General features: G+C 66.6%; 11 protein-coding genes. 5 read left to right on the forward strand and 6 right to left on the reverse strand.

Annotation, left to right across the window (positions count from 1 at the left end; translation table 11 throughout):
- Positions 1-2 precede the first annotated feature (2 nt).
- The 6 genes from GR702_RS16340 to pncB all read right to left on the reverse strand — a co-directional run bounded on the left by GR702_RS16340 (position 3) and on the right by pncB (position 11191).
- Positions 3-2285 (reverse strand): DPP IV N-terminal domain-containing protein, encoded by a 2283-nt coding sequence (locus tag GR702_RS16340; RefSeq protein WP_160986852.1) that lies wholly within the window; start codon positions 2283-2285, stop codon positions 3-5.
- Between the two features lie 73 nt (positions 2286-2358).
- On the reverse strand, positions 2359-3357 hold the full coding sequence (locus GR702_RS16345) for a 4-hydroxyproline epimerase (RefSeq protein ID WP_160986853.1): 999 nt from the start codon (positions 3355-3357) through the stop codon (positions 2359-2361).
- A 10-nt stretch (positions 3358-3367) separates the two neighbouring features.
- A complete protein-coding gene (locus GR702_RS16350; RefSeq protein ID WP_160986854.1) occupies positions 3368-4297 on the reverse strand; it encodes a dihydrodipicolinate synthase family protein in 930 nt (309 codons plus the stop codon).
- A 210-nt stretch (positions 4298-4507) separates the two neighbouring features.
- On the reverse strand, positions 4508-7321 hold the full coding sequence (locus GR702_RS22790; RefSeq protein ID WP_160986855.1) for a DUF885 family protein: 2814 nt from the start codon (positions 7319-7321) through the stop codon (positions 4508-4510).
- Between the two features lie 6 nt (positions 7322-7327).
- Entirely contained in the window at positions 7328-9703 is a 2376-nt protein-coding gene (locus GR702_RS16360) for a glycoside hydrolase family 127 protein (RefSeq protein ID WP_237449757.1), read from the reverse strand.
- Between the two features lie 183 nt (positions 9704-9886).
- On the reverse strand, positions 9887-11191 hold the full coding sequence (gene pncB, locus GR702_RS16365; protein ID WP_160986856.1) for a nicotinate phosphoribosyltransferase: 1305 nt from the start codon (positions 11189-11191) through the stop codon (positions 9887-9889).
- Positions 11192-11335: 144 nt separating this feature from the next.
- On the opposite strand from pncB, the gene GR702_RS16370 reads away from it, so the two are divergent.
- The 5 genes from GR702_RS16370 (at position 11336) to GR702_RS16390 (ending at position 14960) form a co-directional block, all read left to right on the forward strand.
- Complete coding sequence (locus GR702_RS16370; protein ID WP_160986857.1) at positions 11336-11710, forward strand: hypothetical protein; 375 nt, start codon at positions 11336-11338, stop codon at positions 11708-11710.
- A gap of 56 nt (positions 11711-11766) precedes the next feature.
- Positions 11767-12018 (forward strand): hypothetical protein, encoded by a 252-nt coding sequence (locus tag GR702_RS16375; protein ID WP_160986858.1) that lies wholly within the window; start codon positions 11767-11769, stop codon positions 12016-12018.
- 274 nt (positions 12019-12292) lie between these two features.
- On the forward strand, positions 12293-13378 hold the full coding sequence (locus tag GR702_RS16380) for a patatin-like phospholipase family protein (RefSeq protein ID WP_160986859.1): 1086 nt from the start codon (positions 12293-12295) through the stop codon (positions 13376-13378).
- Between the two features lie 136 nt (positions 13379-13514).
- Positions 13515-14408, forward strand: coding sequence for a hemerythrin domain-containing protein (locus GR702_RS16385; RefSeq protein ID WP_160986860.1), 894 nt, complete (start codon positions 13515-13517; stop codon positions 14406-14408).
- Positions 14409-14765: 357 nt separating this feature from the next.
- Complete coding sequence (locus GR702_RS16390) at positions 14766-14960, forward strand: hypothetical protein (protein ID WP_160986861.1); 195 nt, start codon at positions 14766-14768, stop codon at positions 14958-14960.
- The last annotated feature ends 71 nt before the right edge of the window (positions 14961-15031 follow it).

Below are 15031 nucleotides of genomic sequence, written 5' to 3' on the forward strand. Positions count from 1 at the left end.
CGTCACTTGCCTTGCAGCGTCCGCACGAAGAACTCGAACTGGCGCCGCGTCACGTAGTCGATGGGACCGGTGGAACGCCCGACGCTGTGCTCCCCGCCGGGAACGACCAGGAGGTCGAAGTCCTTGTCCGCCTTGATGAGCGCGTCGGCCACCTGCATGGTGGAGGCCGGGTCCACGTTGCTGTCCTGCTCACCCACGATCAGGAACAGGTCGCCCTTGAGCTTCGCGGCGTTGTCCACGCCCGATGCGGCCGCATAGCTCTGGTCCACCGGCCAGCCCAGCCACTGTTCGTTCCAGCTGATCTTGTCCATGCGATTGTCGTAGCAGCCGGCGTAGGCGACGCCCGACTTGTAGAAATCGCCATGGAACAGCAGCGCGTTCAGCGTACTTTGCCCACCCGCCGACGCGCCGTAGATGCCGACGCGGCCTATGTCGTAGGCGGGATCCCTGGCGGCCATCGCCTTGTGCCACAGGATGCGGTCGGGAAAGCCGGAGTCCTGCAGGTTCTTCCACGCGACGTCATGGAACGCCTTGGAGCGGTTGGCCGTGCCCATGCCGTCGATCTGGACGACGATGAAGCCAAGATCGGCGAGCGCCTGCATCCCGATCACCTTGTCGCCGCCCGAATGGTAGCCGAAGGGCCAGAACTGCTTGGGCACGAAGCTGTCGTGCGGGCCGGCGTAGATGTTCTCGATCACCGGATACTTCTTCGCCGGATCGTAATCGCGCGGGCGCACGACGAGACCCCAGATGTCAGTCTTCCCGTCGCGCCCCTTCGCCTTGAACACTTCGGGCGCGCCGAAACCGGCGGCGGTGAGGCGCGAGATGTCGCCCCTGGTGACGGTACCCACCTCGCTACCGTCGCTCGCGCGGCGCAGCACGCCAAGTGTCGGCATATCCACGCGCGACCAGGTATCGACAAGGAACTGCGCGTCGGGCGAAAGGCTGACTGCATGGTCGCCGTTGCCCGGGGTCAGCGGCGTCAGGTTCCGCCCGTCGAAATCGACGCGGTAGGCATGGCGGAAGTAGGGATCCTCGCCCCTGGCTGCTTCCATCCCGCTGGCGGTGAACCAGATCTGGCGCTTCGCCTCGTCCACCTTCAGCACTTCGCGCACCACCCAGTCGCCGGTGGTGATGCGGTTCTTCACCCGGCCCGTGCGAGTGTCGACGAGGTAGAGGTGGTTCCAACCGTCCCGCTCGGATGCCCAAACCATCTCCTCTCCCGACTTGCCGATCTCCTGCGCGAAGCGGCGGTCGGCATAGACGAAAGTGCGCGCGGTCTCGCTCACGGCGGCGTGCGCCTTGCCGGTCGCGGCATCGACCGCGATGACTTTTGCGCTCTGGAACCCGCGCGCGACATAGCCGAAGGAGACGGACGCCCCGTCCGGTCGCCAGTGCGGCTCGGAAAGCTCGTAGGGATTGGGGAACAGGGCATTGTCGACCACCGTCTGCCGGCCCGTGTCGACATCGAAGAGCACCGGCTGCTCGATGTCCACCGCGTCGCCCGGCTTGGGATAGAGCTGGCGCCGCAGCGTGGGCTGGATCTGGCCGTCGGGCGCCGCCTCCACGCGCAGCACCTCTCGCGCGTAGCCGGGGCGCACGCGGTAGATCATCAGGTGCCGGCCATCGGGGGACCAGGAAATCGTCTCGGGATCGTAGAAGTCGCCGGGCGAACCATCGGTGCTGAGGCGCACCGCCTCGCCCCCGCCCTTGGCGCGCACAATCAGATTGTCATCCTCCACCAGCGCTTCCCGGCGACCGTCTGGCGAGACGCGGGGGGTGTTGTCGGCAGGAACCGAAAGGTCGCGAACGACGCCGAAGCCGCGTGGGCGGCGGCGGCTTTCCTGCGGCGCGCAGGCATAGTCGACAAGCGTGCAACGCCAGCCATCCTCACCCGTCCAGAACAGGATCGCGTCGCCCGCGCCTTCATAGCGGAACTCGGCGAACGGCAAATCGAGCGGGCGGACTGGCCTCCCCATGACGCTCGTCAGCGCTGCGGCAAGGCGCGCGTGATCGAATGCGGGGGCCTTGGCGAGAGTGGCGGCATCCGCCGTCTCGAACGCGAAGCCGCCCTCCACCGTCTTGCGGTAGGTAAAAGACTTGCCGTCCGGCTTCCACGTGGCGGGCCAGGCGATCTCGCGCGTGAGGTACTGCCAGTCGGCCCGCAGGTGCACCGAGCGCGCGATCTCTTCCGCCGTCGGCGCCGCTACCGCAGCCGGGGGTGCAAGGAGGAACAGGCCCGCAAGAACGCCGGACAGCGGCAAACGGCGACGCGCAGGGAACATGGCAGGCCTCTTCAGGAAAGCAAAAAAGCGCCGCCGGGCGCGGTCGGACCGGCCCGGTGGCACAGGGAGGGTGTTACTTGACCTGGAAGCCCGCCCAGAACGGGTCTTCCCGATCGATCCAGATGGTGTTGAAGCCCGTGGCCACTGCCGATCCCTCGATCGAGGGGATGATCGCGGGCACGTCGCCCAGCATGACCGACTTCTCCACACGGCCGACGAAGCGCGAGCAGATGTAGCTCTCGTGGACGAATCGGTCCCCGACGGACAGGCGGCCGGTGGCGGCAAGATGCGCAAGACGCGCCGAAGTGCCGGTTCCGCAAGGGCTGCGGTCGATCGCCTTGTCGCCGTAGAACACCGCGTTGCGCCCGTCCGCGCCCTCGTGCACGGGCTTGTCGGCCCAGAGCACATGGCTGACGCCGCGGATCGTGGGATCGAGCGGGTGCACCGGCTCGAACTTCGCCCGCACTGCTTCGCGCACCCGGCCGGACAGGTCGACTATGCGCGCCGCGCCAAGGTCGTCGAGGCCGGTATAGGCGCCCTGCGGCTCGATGATGGCATAGTAGTTGCCGCCATAGCTGACATCGATCGAAAGCGGCCCGATGCCCTCCACGTACACCTCGATGCCGCGCGCGGCGACATAGGCGGGGACATTGATGATGCGCACCGAGGTGACCTTGGGACCGTCCGTCTCATAGGCGATCTCGATGGTGCCGGCGGGCACTTCCACCTTGAGCTGGCCCGGCACCGCAGGCTGGATTAGCCCGTGCTCGAGCCCGAACGTGACCATGCCGATGGTGCCGTGCCCGCACATGGGCAGGCAGCCGCTGGTCTCTATGAACAGGATGCCGATGTCGTTGGCGGGATCGACAGGCGGATAGAGGAACCCGCCCGACATCATGTCGTGGCCGCGCGGCTCGAAGCAGAGCCCGGTGCGGATCCAGTCGAAGCGGGCGAGGAAATCCTGCCGCCGCTCGGACATCGAGGCGCCTTTCAACAGCGGCGCCCCGCCCGCCACAAGGCGGACGGGGTTACCTGCCGTATGGCCGTCGATGCAGAAGAACGTATGCCGCATCGACGCTCCTTCAGGCCAGAACGGGGGTGGCGGCGGCCGTCGGGGTAAGGTCCGGCCGGGTGGCTGCCGCCTTCTCGACCATCGCGATCACCTCGGCGCGGCGCTCGCCCTGGAGCACGTAGCGCGGAGGCAGGACGCGCTCGGAACCGCGACCCATGACCTCTTCGGCCAGCTTGATCGACTGCACGAGGTCGTGCTCGGCATCGAGGTGAAGGAGCGGCATGAACCAGCGATAGATCTCGAGAGCCTTGGCGTGGTCGCCCCGCTCGAAGGCGTTGACGAGTTCGACCGATTCCTTCGGGAAGGCGTTGGTGAGGCCCGAGACCCAGCCCTGCGCTCCCAGGTACAGGCCTTCGAGCGCGACGTCGTCGAGACCGGCGAAGAGCACGTAGCGATCGCCGAACTCGTTGCGGAAATCGGTGAAGCGGCGCGTGTCGGGAGCGGATTCCTTGACGGCGACGATGTTCTTCACGTCCACCAGCGCCGAGAGCACGTCCTTGTTGATGACGGTGCGGTAGGCGGGCGGGTTGTTGTAGAGCATGATCGGCAGATCCATGCTTTCGGCAACGCCCTTGAAGTGGTTCACCAGCTCGTGCGACTGCGGCACATAAACCATCGGAGGCAGCAGCATGAGACCGTCGGCGCCGGCCTTCTCGGCAGCCTGCGCGTAACGCGCGGCGCGGCGCGTGTCGTATTCCGAGCAGCCGGTGATGACGGGAACGCGGCCGTCCACGACTTCGACGATGGCGGAGAGAACCTGCACCTTCTCGTCATATTCGAGCGAGTTGTTTTCACCCACCGTTCCCAGTGCGATCACGCCGGTGACGCCGTCGCGGATCAGATCGTCGACGACACGCTGGGTGTCTGCCAGATCGATCGACAGGTCCGCGCGGAGCTGCGTGGTAACTGCCGGGAAAACGCCCTTCCAACCGATTGCCATTAGATATTCCGTCCTACGTTGTGATTTAAAATATCGTATACGATATGCGGTAACTTACGGCAATTGCAAAGTATGCATCCATCCATGTGTGTCATTGCAACTGCTCTCGTATCCCCAAACGAATGGAGCCGGGCTGGCCGCCCGGCTCCGCTATGCACTTGCCAGAGGAAAGGCCGAATCCTCCGGCGGAAGACCAGCCTTGTCACCGGCTCACTCCTCGTCCGGGTAGGGGCCCTTGCCACCATCCGCGATCAGCTTGTCGATCCGTTCTCCCAGCACCGGCAGCGGTACGCCGCCCAGTTCCAACACCGCGTCATGGAAGGCGCGGATGTTGAACTTGGCCCCAAGCGCTGCCTCGGCCTTCTTGCGTCCGTTCACGAAGGCGAGCTGGCCCATGTAATAGGACAGCGCCTGTCCCGGCCATGAGATGTAGCGGTCCACCTCGGTCTCGATCTCGTGGTCGGAAAGGGCGGTGTTGTCGCGCAGGTATGCCTGCGCCTGCTCGCGGCTCCACCCCATGGCGTGGATGCCGGTATCCACGACGAGGCGCGAGGCGCGCCAGGCCTGGTAGCTCAGCATGCCGAAGCGATCGTACGGCGTCTCGTACATGCCCATGTCCTCGCCCAGCGCCTCGCAGTAAAGCGCCCAGCCCTCGCCGTAGGCCGAAAGGTAGGTCTCGCGGCGGAAGTCCGGCAGGTCCTTGTTCTCGGCCGCGAGCGGCATCTGCATCGCATGACCCGGCGCGCTCTCGTGCAGCGTCAGCGCCACCTGCGAATAGAACGGGCGGCTCGGCAGGTCGTAGGTGTTGACGAGGTAAATGCCCGGTCCGCCACGGCCGCCGGTGTAGAACGGAGCGATCTCGTCGGGCACCGGCTTGATGGCGAAGCGGCTGCGCGGCATGCGGCCGAAGAACTCATCGGCCTTGCCGTCGAAGGTCTTGGCGATCCAGGCCGCGCGGTAGAGCAGTTCGTTCGGCGTCTTGGGATAGAACTGCGGATCGGTGCGCAGGAAGTGCAGGAACGCCTTGAGATCGCCCTTGAACTTCACCTCGCTCATGACGTCCTGCATCTGCGAGCGGATGCGCGCCATCTCGGAAAGGCCGATCTGGTGGATGTCCTCTGCGCTCTTGTCGAGAGTCACGAACTCGCGGATCTTGGACTCGTAGTACGCCTTGCCGTCCGGCAGGTCATAGGCCGCCAGCGTCGTGCGCGCGCCCTTCTCGTACTCGCCGCGCATGAAGCCCAGGAGCTTGGCGTGCGCCGGAGTGACACCCTCGGCGATGAGCTTGCGGGCCTCGGCGCGCAGCTTCTCCTGCTCGGCGGCGGGAATGGTCGAGGGCAGGGCCTTGAGCGGCGCGTAGAAAGGCGATTCCTCCGCCGTTCTGGCGAGGGCCACCGTCTCGATACCCTTGTCGCGGCCCGCCAGCGTCACGCGGGGCGCGGTGAAGCCGCGCTTCAGGCCCGCGCGCATGTTCTCGATCTGCTGGTCGTAGTAGCGCGGGATCTCGCGCAGCATGACGAGGTAATCGTCCGCAGCCTCGCGGTTGCGCAGGGGATTGCGCGCCCACTCCGTGAGATCGCCCCAGAAGCTGGTGTCCGCGTTGAAGGGCTTCTCGTAATCGCGGTAGCGCTGCGATGCGAGCAGCGCGTCGATCTGCCCCTTGTAGACCGCGAAGTTCACCTTGTTGGCCGGCGAGAGCTGGTCCTGCGGGATCGCGGCAAGCTGCTTCTCCACGCTTTCCCAGCAGGCGAGCCGCTCGGCCTGCGCCTTGGGGCCGAGGTCGGGCAGCGAAACCTTGGCGTCCTTGGGCGTGTCCTCGCACGGGGCGGTCTGCTTCTGTCGCCAGGAGAACTCGGCGGTCGAGATCTTCTCGAACCCGGCGTCCGCACTTTCAGCCTTCGCCACCTGTGCAGCGGGCGCCGCCATGACTGGCGAAGGTGTCGCCACCATGGCCGCTCCTGCGAGCAGGACGGCGCGTCCGAGTGCATTCCTCACTTCATTTCCCCTTTCGAGAACTTCCATAATGTCCTGGTGCAGCTTTGCCGGGATGCGCAGCCCTTCCGCGTCCGAGCGGGCGCGGGCAATGAGGCGACGGGTTCCCGGCAGGCGCGCGCCCTGCCCTTCGATGGCCTCGAACATCGCCTCGGCGCGGCGCAGGTGCTCTTCCACGCCGGCGCCGAGAAACCCGGCCGGGTCGATCGCTAGGATCAGCTCGCCGCCGATGGGCGATCCACCCCGGCCCTCGTCCGCCGCCATCGATTCCGCGCTGGTCATGTCGCCGATGAGGGGGCCGGCGACCAGTTCCACCATGGCCGCGAGCGCCGAGCCCTTGTGCGCGCCGAACGTGCGCATGGCGCCTGCCAGCACGGCCGCTGCGTCGGTCGAGGGATTGCCCTGCGCATCGTAGCCCCAGTCGTCGGGAATGGCCTTGCCGGCGCGGCGGTGCAGTTCGATCTCTCCGCGCGCGACGGCGCTGGTGGCGAAATCGAACACGAAGGGCGACTTGCCGGGGCGCGGCCATCCGAAGGCGATCGGGTTGGTGCCGAACACCGGCTTCGTCCCGCCCTCAGGCGCGACCCACGAGTGGCTGGGCGTGAAGGCGAGCGCGACAAGCCCCTGCTCGGCCAGCGCCTCGACCTCGGGCCAGAGCGCGGCGAAGTGGACCGCGTTGTTGATCGCCAGCGCCGCGATGCCGTAGCGGCGCGCCTTCTCCACCAGCAGCGGCATGCCCTGTTCGAAAGGAAGCTGCGCGAACCCGCCCTGGCCGTCCACCCGCACCAGCGCCGGCGCGGGTTCGCTGACCTGCGGCACCGCATCGGGCACCACCACCCCGCGCTCCACCGAATTGGCGGCCACGAGCAGGCGGTAAAGCCCGTGCGAGGTGCATCCGTCACGTTCGCCGCGCACCATCGTCTCGGCGACGGCAGAGGCATGGTCGGGCGCGAGGCCCCAGGCGCCAAGCACGGTGCGGGCCAGTTCGCCCGCTTCCGCTATGGACAGAGATACGGTGTCGTCGGGGCTCATGATCGCTTACTTCTTCGCGGTGACCATGCGCATCCCGAAGACGGGCCCGGCGGAATTGCGGTCATGGGGAACCACGCGCACCTGGACCGTGCTCTTGCCGCGTGTCACCGCCTCGGGGACGGGGTAATCGACATCGAAGAACTTGCCCGGCTTGTCATGATCAAGGGTCTGCGTGCCGATCTTCGTGCCGTCGACCAGGATGTCGAACTTGCGAAGACGCTCATCGCCCCAGTAGCTTGCCTGGAGCACCAGCGGTCCGGGCTTCACCTTCATCGTGAACTCGAAGAAGCCGCCCGAGCGCGCGTCGCGTCCGTTGCGGCCGCGATACGAGACAGGGTACGAGATGTCCGAAGTCAGCTTGTGATCGCGCTCCGGCTGCATCTCGCCAAGATGCATGACGTCGATCGAGCGGGCGGCGATGTCCTTCTGACGGGCCTGCTCGGCAAGGAAGGAGGCCTCCTCCTGCTTCCATCCGCTTTCGGAAAAGCGCTTGAAGTATACCGCGCTGCGACGGTCGTACTGGCTGTAGAACGGAACGAAGGTGAGGTTGCCGGGGCGGATAACCCCCTGCGCCAGATAGCGTGGCCGGTCGGAGACCTGCGGGCGGAAACCGGCAAGGAGGTCGGATCCGACCATCGCAGGCTCCACTGCGGTCCACTCCATCTCCGCGGGGCCAAGGTCGGCGGCCATGACCATCGGGCCCCGCACCACGGCGACCAGATCCTCGCTGCCCGGCGCGCTTTCGAGCCTCAGGTCCAGCGGCAGGTTGAGCGCGATCACGTCGCCCTTCTTCCAGCGCCGCTCGATCATGGCATAGCCGTTAGCGGTGCGCTGGGGCACGGGCACGCCGTTGACGGTGATGGCTCCGCGGCCGTTCGCCCATGCCGGGATACGCAGGGCAAGCGTGAAGGCGCCCTGCTTCACCGCATCGAGAGTGAGCTTCACTTCCGGCTTGAAGGGATACTCGGTGTCGAGCGTTAGGCCCACGCCCTTCTTCTTCCACTGCGCGGTGGCGGGGATGTAGAGGTTGACGAAGAGCGTGTCGCCGCCTGCGGGGTCGTTACCGGCCCAGAAGATGGATTCGCCGTGCTTGGCGTGGCTTTCCATGCCAGAACCCACGCAGCACCAGAACTCCTCTCCGCCCGGCTCGGAGTAGCCGCGCGCGGTGCCGCTCATCAGCGGGGTCATGTAGGTGAAGCCGCCGGTGGCCGGGTTCTGCGCCGACATCACGTGATTGAGGTGCGCGCGCTCGTAGTAATCGAACAGCGCCGCGTCCGGCTGCCACGAGTAGAGCTTCCGGGTCAGCTTGAGCATGTTGTAGGTGTTGCAATGCTCGCAGGTCGATTCCGTGACGTGGAGCGCAATCTGGTCGGGCTCGAAGAAGTACTCGCGGTCGGCATTGCCGCCGATGACGTAGCTGTGATGGTTCGTCACGCGGTCCCAGAAGAAGCGGGCGGCGCGGCCAGGGGCCTCCTTGCCGGTCAGCTCGTGGATGCGCGCAAGGCCGATGATCTTGGGGATCTGCGTGTTGGCGTGGAAGTTGGCGAGCTTGTCCTCCTGCGCGACGAGCGGATCGAGCACTCTGCGATCGTACAGGCGCTCCGACACCTTGAGCCAGCGCACGTCGCCGGTGCGGGCGTAGAGCTCGGCATAGCTTTCGTTGAGGCCACCGTACTCGCAGCCGAGCATTTCCTGCATCTGGGCATCGTCCAGCGCCGAGAAGACGCCCTCGAAGTACCCGGCCAGCCCGATGGCCACTTTCAGCGCAAGCTCGTTGCCCCAGGCCTGATGCACGTCGAGCAGGCCCGCGAAAGTCTTGTGCACGGTGTAGAGCGGCGCCCACGAGCCATTGAGATCGAAGCCGCCGGACTTGATCCGCCCTTGCCGCACCTCGTCGAACACCTCGCGGCCGTCAACGATCGCACCTTGCGCGTTCTTGCGGCCAAGCGCGCCCACATAGCCGTCTTCGCGGCGCGACTGGCAGAGCGCCAGCTCGCTGACGATATAGTCGGCGCGGGTGCGGCATTCGGCATCGCCCGTCTGCTGCCAGACGAGGACCAGCGCCGTGATATAGTGGCCGAGCGTGTGGCCCGCGATGGTGTCCGATTCCCAGCCACCGTAGATCGGCGCCTTGGGCTCGAGCCCGGCATACTTGCGGAAGTTGTGCAGGAAGCGGTCGGCGCTGAGGGACAGGAGATAGTCGCGGTTGACCTCGACCGCGGTCGCATAGTCCGAAGGGCGCAGGCGCACGTCGGTGAGCGGCAGCGGCTCCGCCCGGATCGGGAAGCGGGGAGCTATGACAGCTGCAAAACCCCTGAACGGAACAGAGCAGACGGCCAGCGCGGCCACGCCCGCCATCCATTCGCGCCGATTGGCCTTCATCTCCGAAAACTCCTATCGAATATCGTATACTACTTGCATAGAGTGCCCTGCCGGAGAGTCAATGCCGCCGACGGCCCCGACGCGGGGCGCATGTCGAGGACGCGCCGCGCGTCGCGAGCGTGCACGCGGAGGATGCGGTTTTCGGGGTGGGCGGGGCTTGCGGCGCAGGCGGTGCGCGCCCGCTCAGACGGAGACCGCCTTCTCCACCTGCCCGGCGGAGCCGAACACGCGAAGGTAGCGGGCGATCTCCTCCGGCTCGCCGGTCGCCTTGACGGGGTTGTCCGAAAGCTTGACGGCGGGCCGGCCGTCGGCGCTGACCACCTTGCAGACGAGCGAGATCGGCTCCAGTCCCGGCGCGCCGTCCGGATCGCAGCCGCGAAAGTCGTTGGTGAGGTTGGTTCCCCAGCCAAAGCTCATCCGCACCCGCCCATGAAAATGGCGGTAGGTCTGTTCGATGGTGTCGATGTCCATCCCGTCGGAGAAGATCAGAAGCCGGGTGCGCGGATCGACACCGCGTTCCTGCCACCAGCGGATGATCTGCTCCCCGCCTTCGATGGGCGGAGCGCTGTCCGGGCGGAAACCCGTCCAGTCCGCCAGCCAGTCGGGCGCGTCGCGCAGGAAGGCGGTCGTGCCGAAAGCATCCGGCAGCGCGATCAGCAGGTTGCCGTTGTAGTGGGCGCGCCACTCCTCGAGCACCTGGTAGGGCGCGCGGGCCAGTCCCTCGTCGCTCTCCGCCCGAGCTGCGGCCACCATCGGCAGTTCATGGGCGTTGGTCCCGATCGCCTCGAGGTCGGCATCCATCGCCAGCAGCACGTTGGATGTGCCGATGAAGCGATTGTCCAGCCCCTCCTTCAGCGCCTCCACGCACCAGCGCTGCCACAGGAAGCCGTGGCGACGCCGCGTGCCGAAGTCCGACAGCACCAGATCGGGGAGCTCGCGCAGCCGCTCCACCTTTTCCCAGAGCCGCGCCTTCGCGCGGGCATAAAGCACGTCGAGCGCGAACTTGCCCTTGTCGCGCAGGGCCGAGCGCGAGCGCAGTTCGTTGATGATCGTGAGGGCCGGGATCTCCCACATGGTGGTGTGGGTCCAGGGGCCTTCGAACCGCAACTCGTACTGGCCGTCGACCTTGCGCAGGTCGTACTCGGGCAGGCTGAAATCGGCTAGCCAGGATATGAAGTCGGGCGCGAACATCTGCTGCTTGCCGTAGAAGGTGTTGCCCGCCAGCCAGATCAGTTCCTTCTTGGTGAACCTGACCGTGCGGGCGTGGTCAAGCTGCGCGCGCAGTTCAGCCTCGTCGATGACCTCGGCAAGCCGCACGGTCTGCGTGCGGTTGATAAGCGCGAAAGTCGCCTGCACATCCGAATGGATATGACGGATCATCTGGAGCATCAGCAGCTTGTAGAAGTCCGTATCGAGCAGACTGCGCACGATCGGGTCGAGCCGGAAGTTGTGGTCGTAGGTGCGCCTAGCGATATCGGTGACTGCCATGCCATGCATCCTTAGCCGATTGCGCGCTCAAGGAAACCGGCGATGGGCGGCCACAGAGTGGGAGGAGAGGCGAGAGGACCCCCTTTTTGCGCGAACCCGATTCCGCAGGTGAGCGTTCATCCTGCAAACCCAGGAGTCGTCCTCATGAAACTGCCCCATGTTCTCCTTGCCGCGCCCCTCGCCATTCCTCTTGCCCTCGCCGCCTGCGACGGTCCGAACGAGCAGGCGGGCAAGAAACAGGATGAGGCTGCCGCTACGGCCGCCGGCGTCGAATACGACGGCACCGGCCCTGCAGAGCGCGCCGGCGAAGTCCGCGACAAGGCGGATGCAGCCTCGCGCAAGGCCCGGGAAGCTTCCGCAGACGCCCTCGAGGCCAAGGCGACCGCGGTCGAAAGAGAGGCGGACGTCGCCGCCGAGAAGCTGGAAGCCGAGGCCGAGCGGCTGCGCGATGCGGCGGAAAAGCAGGCGGAGGGGCTGAAACGAGAAGCGCAGCAGGTGGAACAAAGCAGCCCGCGGTAATCAGGTCCGGAACCCAGCGGGCTCGTCTTCCTTATAAAGGGGAAGGAGAATTTCACATGATTGGCAAGATTATCGGAGCGATCGCCGGCAAGCAGGCGTCCAAGCACGTGCGCGGCATTGGCGGCACCAACGGCGCCCTGCTCGGCGTCGCGGCAACGACGGTCCTGCGGCGCCTGGGTCCGCTCGGCCTGATCGCCGTCGCCGCCGGCGGATACGGAATGAAGAAGTACAGCGAGAAGCGCCAGGCCGAGACGCGAAAGGCGACGCGCTCCTCCGGCTATATCGACCCCACGCGCACACAGGCATGACACGCCGAGAGGTTCCGCGTCGATGATTCGCGGAACCAGCATCCCCGGCCGGTAGACCTTTGCGGTCCCGGCCGGTCCACCCTACTTGCCGCTTGTCACCGAGTGACCGCACAGGCGAGCGTTGGCCTCTCATCGCTCAACATGCGGGAACCCTTTGCGCGCTCCCGGTCTTTGGCACTCGTGGGCCTTGCGCATCGGCGCGGGCCGCTTCTCGAACTCCCACTGCGGCGGTGCGGCCTCCGTGAAGAGAGGATCACGACATGCGCGAGACGAAATGGTGAAGGCGGGCTCGTTCGACCTTGCCCTTGTCCTCAGCGGCGGAAACGCTCTGGGCGCCTATCAGGCCGGCGCCTACGAGGCCATGCACAAGGTGGGCTGGTTGCCCGACTGGGTGGCCGGAGGCTCGGCCGGTGCGATCAACGGGGCGCTCATTTGCGGAAACGAGGCCTCCCGGCGGATCGAGCGGCTTCGGGCCTTGTGGAGGCCATCCGCCGCCGCCCTCCCCGACTTTGACCTCGGCGGCCTGTTCGAGGATGTACGCAGGACAGCGGCGGCCACGATGACGCTTGTCGCGGGCCGCCCGGGCATTTTCGTGCCCAAGCACCTGTCGTGGCTGCTCGGCGGCTTCGCGACGCCGGAGCCCGGAAGCCTTTACGATACCCTCCCGATGCGCGGCGAACTGGAGCGTCTTGCCGACTTCACCCTGCTCAACGGCGCTTCGGCCCCCCGTCTTTCCGCCACCGCCATCGACATCGAGAGCGGAGAGGACGTCGTCTTCGACAGCCGCGCCCATCCCCTCACCGTCGATCACCTGCGCGCCAGCGCCGCGCTGCTGCCGCTGTTCCCGCCGGTCGAAATCGACGGGCGCACGTTCGGCGATGCCGGGATCTCGGCCAACCTGCCGCTGGACTGCGTGCTGTCGCAGCCCGGCAAAGGGCCGCTGCTGTGCCTCGCCATCGACCTTCTGCCGCTGCACGGGGTGCGCCCGGCGGGGCTTTCCGGTTCGGCGCTGCGGATGCAGGACCTCATCTTCGCGACGCAGAGCCGCCGGGCCATCGCCGCATGGCAGGCGATCTTCGACGAGCGCGCCCGGCGCGGCGAGGGGCGGCCGACCACGCTGGTCCATCTGTCCTACTCCAGTCAGGAACGCGAAGTGAGCGGGAAAGCCTTCGACTTCTCGCCTCGCTCGGCGGCGGGACGCTGGTCGGCCGGGCTGGAGGATGTCTCCCGCGCAATCGAAAGCTTCGCTGCCGGTGACATCGAGGTGAGGCGCGAGCCGGGGCTCTCGGTCTATGCCCGTCCCTCGCGGAGCGCAGACCTGCGGCTCACCCGCTTCCCCCTGGCTCCGCACCCGGTCTGAGCGGCCGTTCCCTAATCTCCGTCAAGCTGGGAGCAGGGCTCGCCCTGAGCCGGAACCAAGTGTTTCGCGCCCCCGTTCACGAAGGATAACCGGCTGCGGCAAGGCGGCCCATAACTTTCACGGATGGAGTTCGACCATGTCGTTTCTGGACAAGATAGCAGCAGCAGTTGCACCCGCGGCTTCCGACGAGGCGCGAGGCGAGGCCCGCCGCGAGGCTCAGCGCCTGGGCGCCTCCGAACCGTGGATCGCGACCATCGTCGACCAGCACAAGCAGATCGAGAGCCTCATCCTCGAGGCCATCAACGCGAACACCGCCGATGGCCGGATCAAGGGCATGCGCCAGCTCGCCGCCGTGCTGACCGCACATTCGAGCGCGGAAGAAGTGGTGGTCTATCCCGATATCTCCGAGTTCGACAGCAAGGCCCATGCGGTCATGGCCTACGAAGAACACGCCATGACCAAAGTGCAAATGGCCCTGCTCGAGAAGATCGAGCCCATGAGCGAGGAATGGCAAGAGAAGCTGCGCCACATCGAAAGCGCGCTGCAGCAGCACATGTACCAGGAGGAAAGCAGCTGGCTTCCGGCGCTCGCCTCCGAACTGTCGCCCGAAGAAAAGCAGCGCGTCACGGCTCGCTTCAACGAGGAATACGGCCGGTATCGGCAGGAAACCGGCGAACACGCCATGGCCGATGCCGGCCCGCGCACTTCGGCGCCGCCCGTGACGGAAGGACTTGCCGACGTGGCGGGCGGCAGCACCCACCAGACGCAGGCCATGCCGCACGATGGACGGCCCGGAGCCCCCGACGGCGTCAACACGCAGGCGCAGTTCAATTCGAGCGACGGCAGCGATGTCGGTGCGCCCTATCCCAACCCGCACACCGGCAAGTCGGACGCCGAGCGCGAGGACATGGGCAACACCGTCCTGGGCCACGGCGGCCAGTCCACCATCGGCTACCATGGCAGCGGGAAGCTGGGCGACAAAAACCTGAAGCCGGGCGGCAACGTCAATTCCGGCTCCTCGGGAGACTGAGCGCAGCAACGCCAACGCGAACGTCAATGTGGGGGGCTCGAATGGCGACCGTTGGATGAAACGGGGCGCGCCTGCGCCGGATTGCTGCGGCGATCTTGAACCGGGCGCGCCGCTTCCTAGTTCTTCGCGTGACGGCTTGTCCGTCAGAGAGGAAAGCTTCGGCAAAACGGAAAGGAGGTCGTCCATGCCCCTCTCTTTTTCGCATCCTTCTTCGGCGCCACCGCCGCGTCCACGGCTCGAGCCGGAAGTGGAGCGGGCCATCCTGGCATCGTTCTCCCGTCGAACCACACAGGTCTCGCGCGAGACCTGCGCCTCGCAGCATCCGGAATCCAGGAACCGGAAAGGGAACTCGCCGCGATGAACGACGTGTTCCTCACCTACCTCCAGCGCGAGCGCGCGCGCCTGGAAGAAGCCATGGCCGCTGCGCGCAGGCGTTCGGCGGCGCAGGAGGCGGAACGCCTCGCGCAGCTGCGCCGCGTCACCGAGGCCGAGATCGCGCGCTGGTCCGCCGATCTGGCGGATGAGCAGGCCGGCGGCAGGATAGCCGCCTGAGGCCCTGAAAACCGCACCGGGCGGGGAGCCCTCGATCGTTCCCCGCCCTTCGCATGCCAGCCGCGATGGCG

Source organism: Novosphingobium silvae (assembly GCF_009856825.1).
Taxonomy (GTDB): domain Bacteria; phylum Pseudomonadota; class Alphaproteobacteria; order Sphingomonadales; family Sphingomonadaceae; genus Novosphingobium; species Novosphingobium silvae.

Coding starts and splice junctions, on each gene's coding strand:
- GR702_RS16385 (WP_160986860.1), top strand. CDS start 13,515: ATGTCGTTTCTGGACAAGATAGCAGCAGCAGTTGCACCCGCGGCTTCC.
- GR702_RS16350 (WP_160986854.1), bottom strand. CDS start 4,297: ATGGCAATCGGTTGGAAGGGCGTTTTCCCGGCAGTTACCACGCAGCTC.
- GR702_RS16340 (WP_160986852.1), bottom strand. CDS start 2,285: ATGTTCCCTGCGCGTCGCCGTTTGCCGCTGTCCGGCGTTCTTGCGGGC.
- GR702_RS16370 (WP_160986857.1), top strand. CDS start 11,336: ATGAAACTGCCCCATGTTCTCCTTGCCGCGCCCCTCGCCATTCCTCTT.
- GR702_RS16360 (WP_237449757.1), bottom strand. CDS start 9,703: ATGAAGGCCAATCGGCGCGAATGGATGGCGGGCGTGGCCGCGCTGGCC.
- GR702_RS16345 (WP_160986853.1), bottom strand. CDS start 3,357: ATGCGGCATACGTTCTTCTGCATCGACGGCCATACGGCAGGTAACCCC.
- GR702_RS22790 (WP_160986855.1), bottom strand. CDS start 7,321: ATGAGCCCCGACGACACCGTATCTCTGTCCATAGCGGAAGCGGGCGAA.
- pncB (WP_160986856.1), bottom strand. CDS start 11,191: ATGGCAGTCACCGATATCGCTAGGCGCACCTACGACCACAACTTCCGG.
- GR702_RS16380 (WP_160986859.1), top strand. CDS start 12,293: ATGGTGAAGGCGGGCTCGTTCGACCTTGCCCTTGTCCTCAGCGGCGGA.
- GR702_RS16390 (WP_160986861.1), top strand. CDS start 14,766: ATGAACGACGTGTTCCTCACCTACCTCCAGCGCGAGCGCGCGCGCCTG.
- GR702_RS16375 (WP_160986858.1), top strand. CDS start 11,767: ATGATTGGCAAGATTATCGGAGCGATCGCCGGCAAGCAGGCGTCCAAG.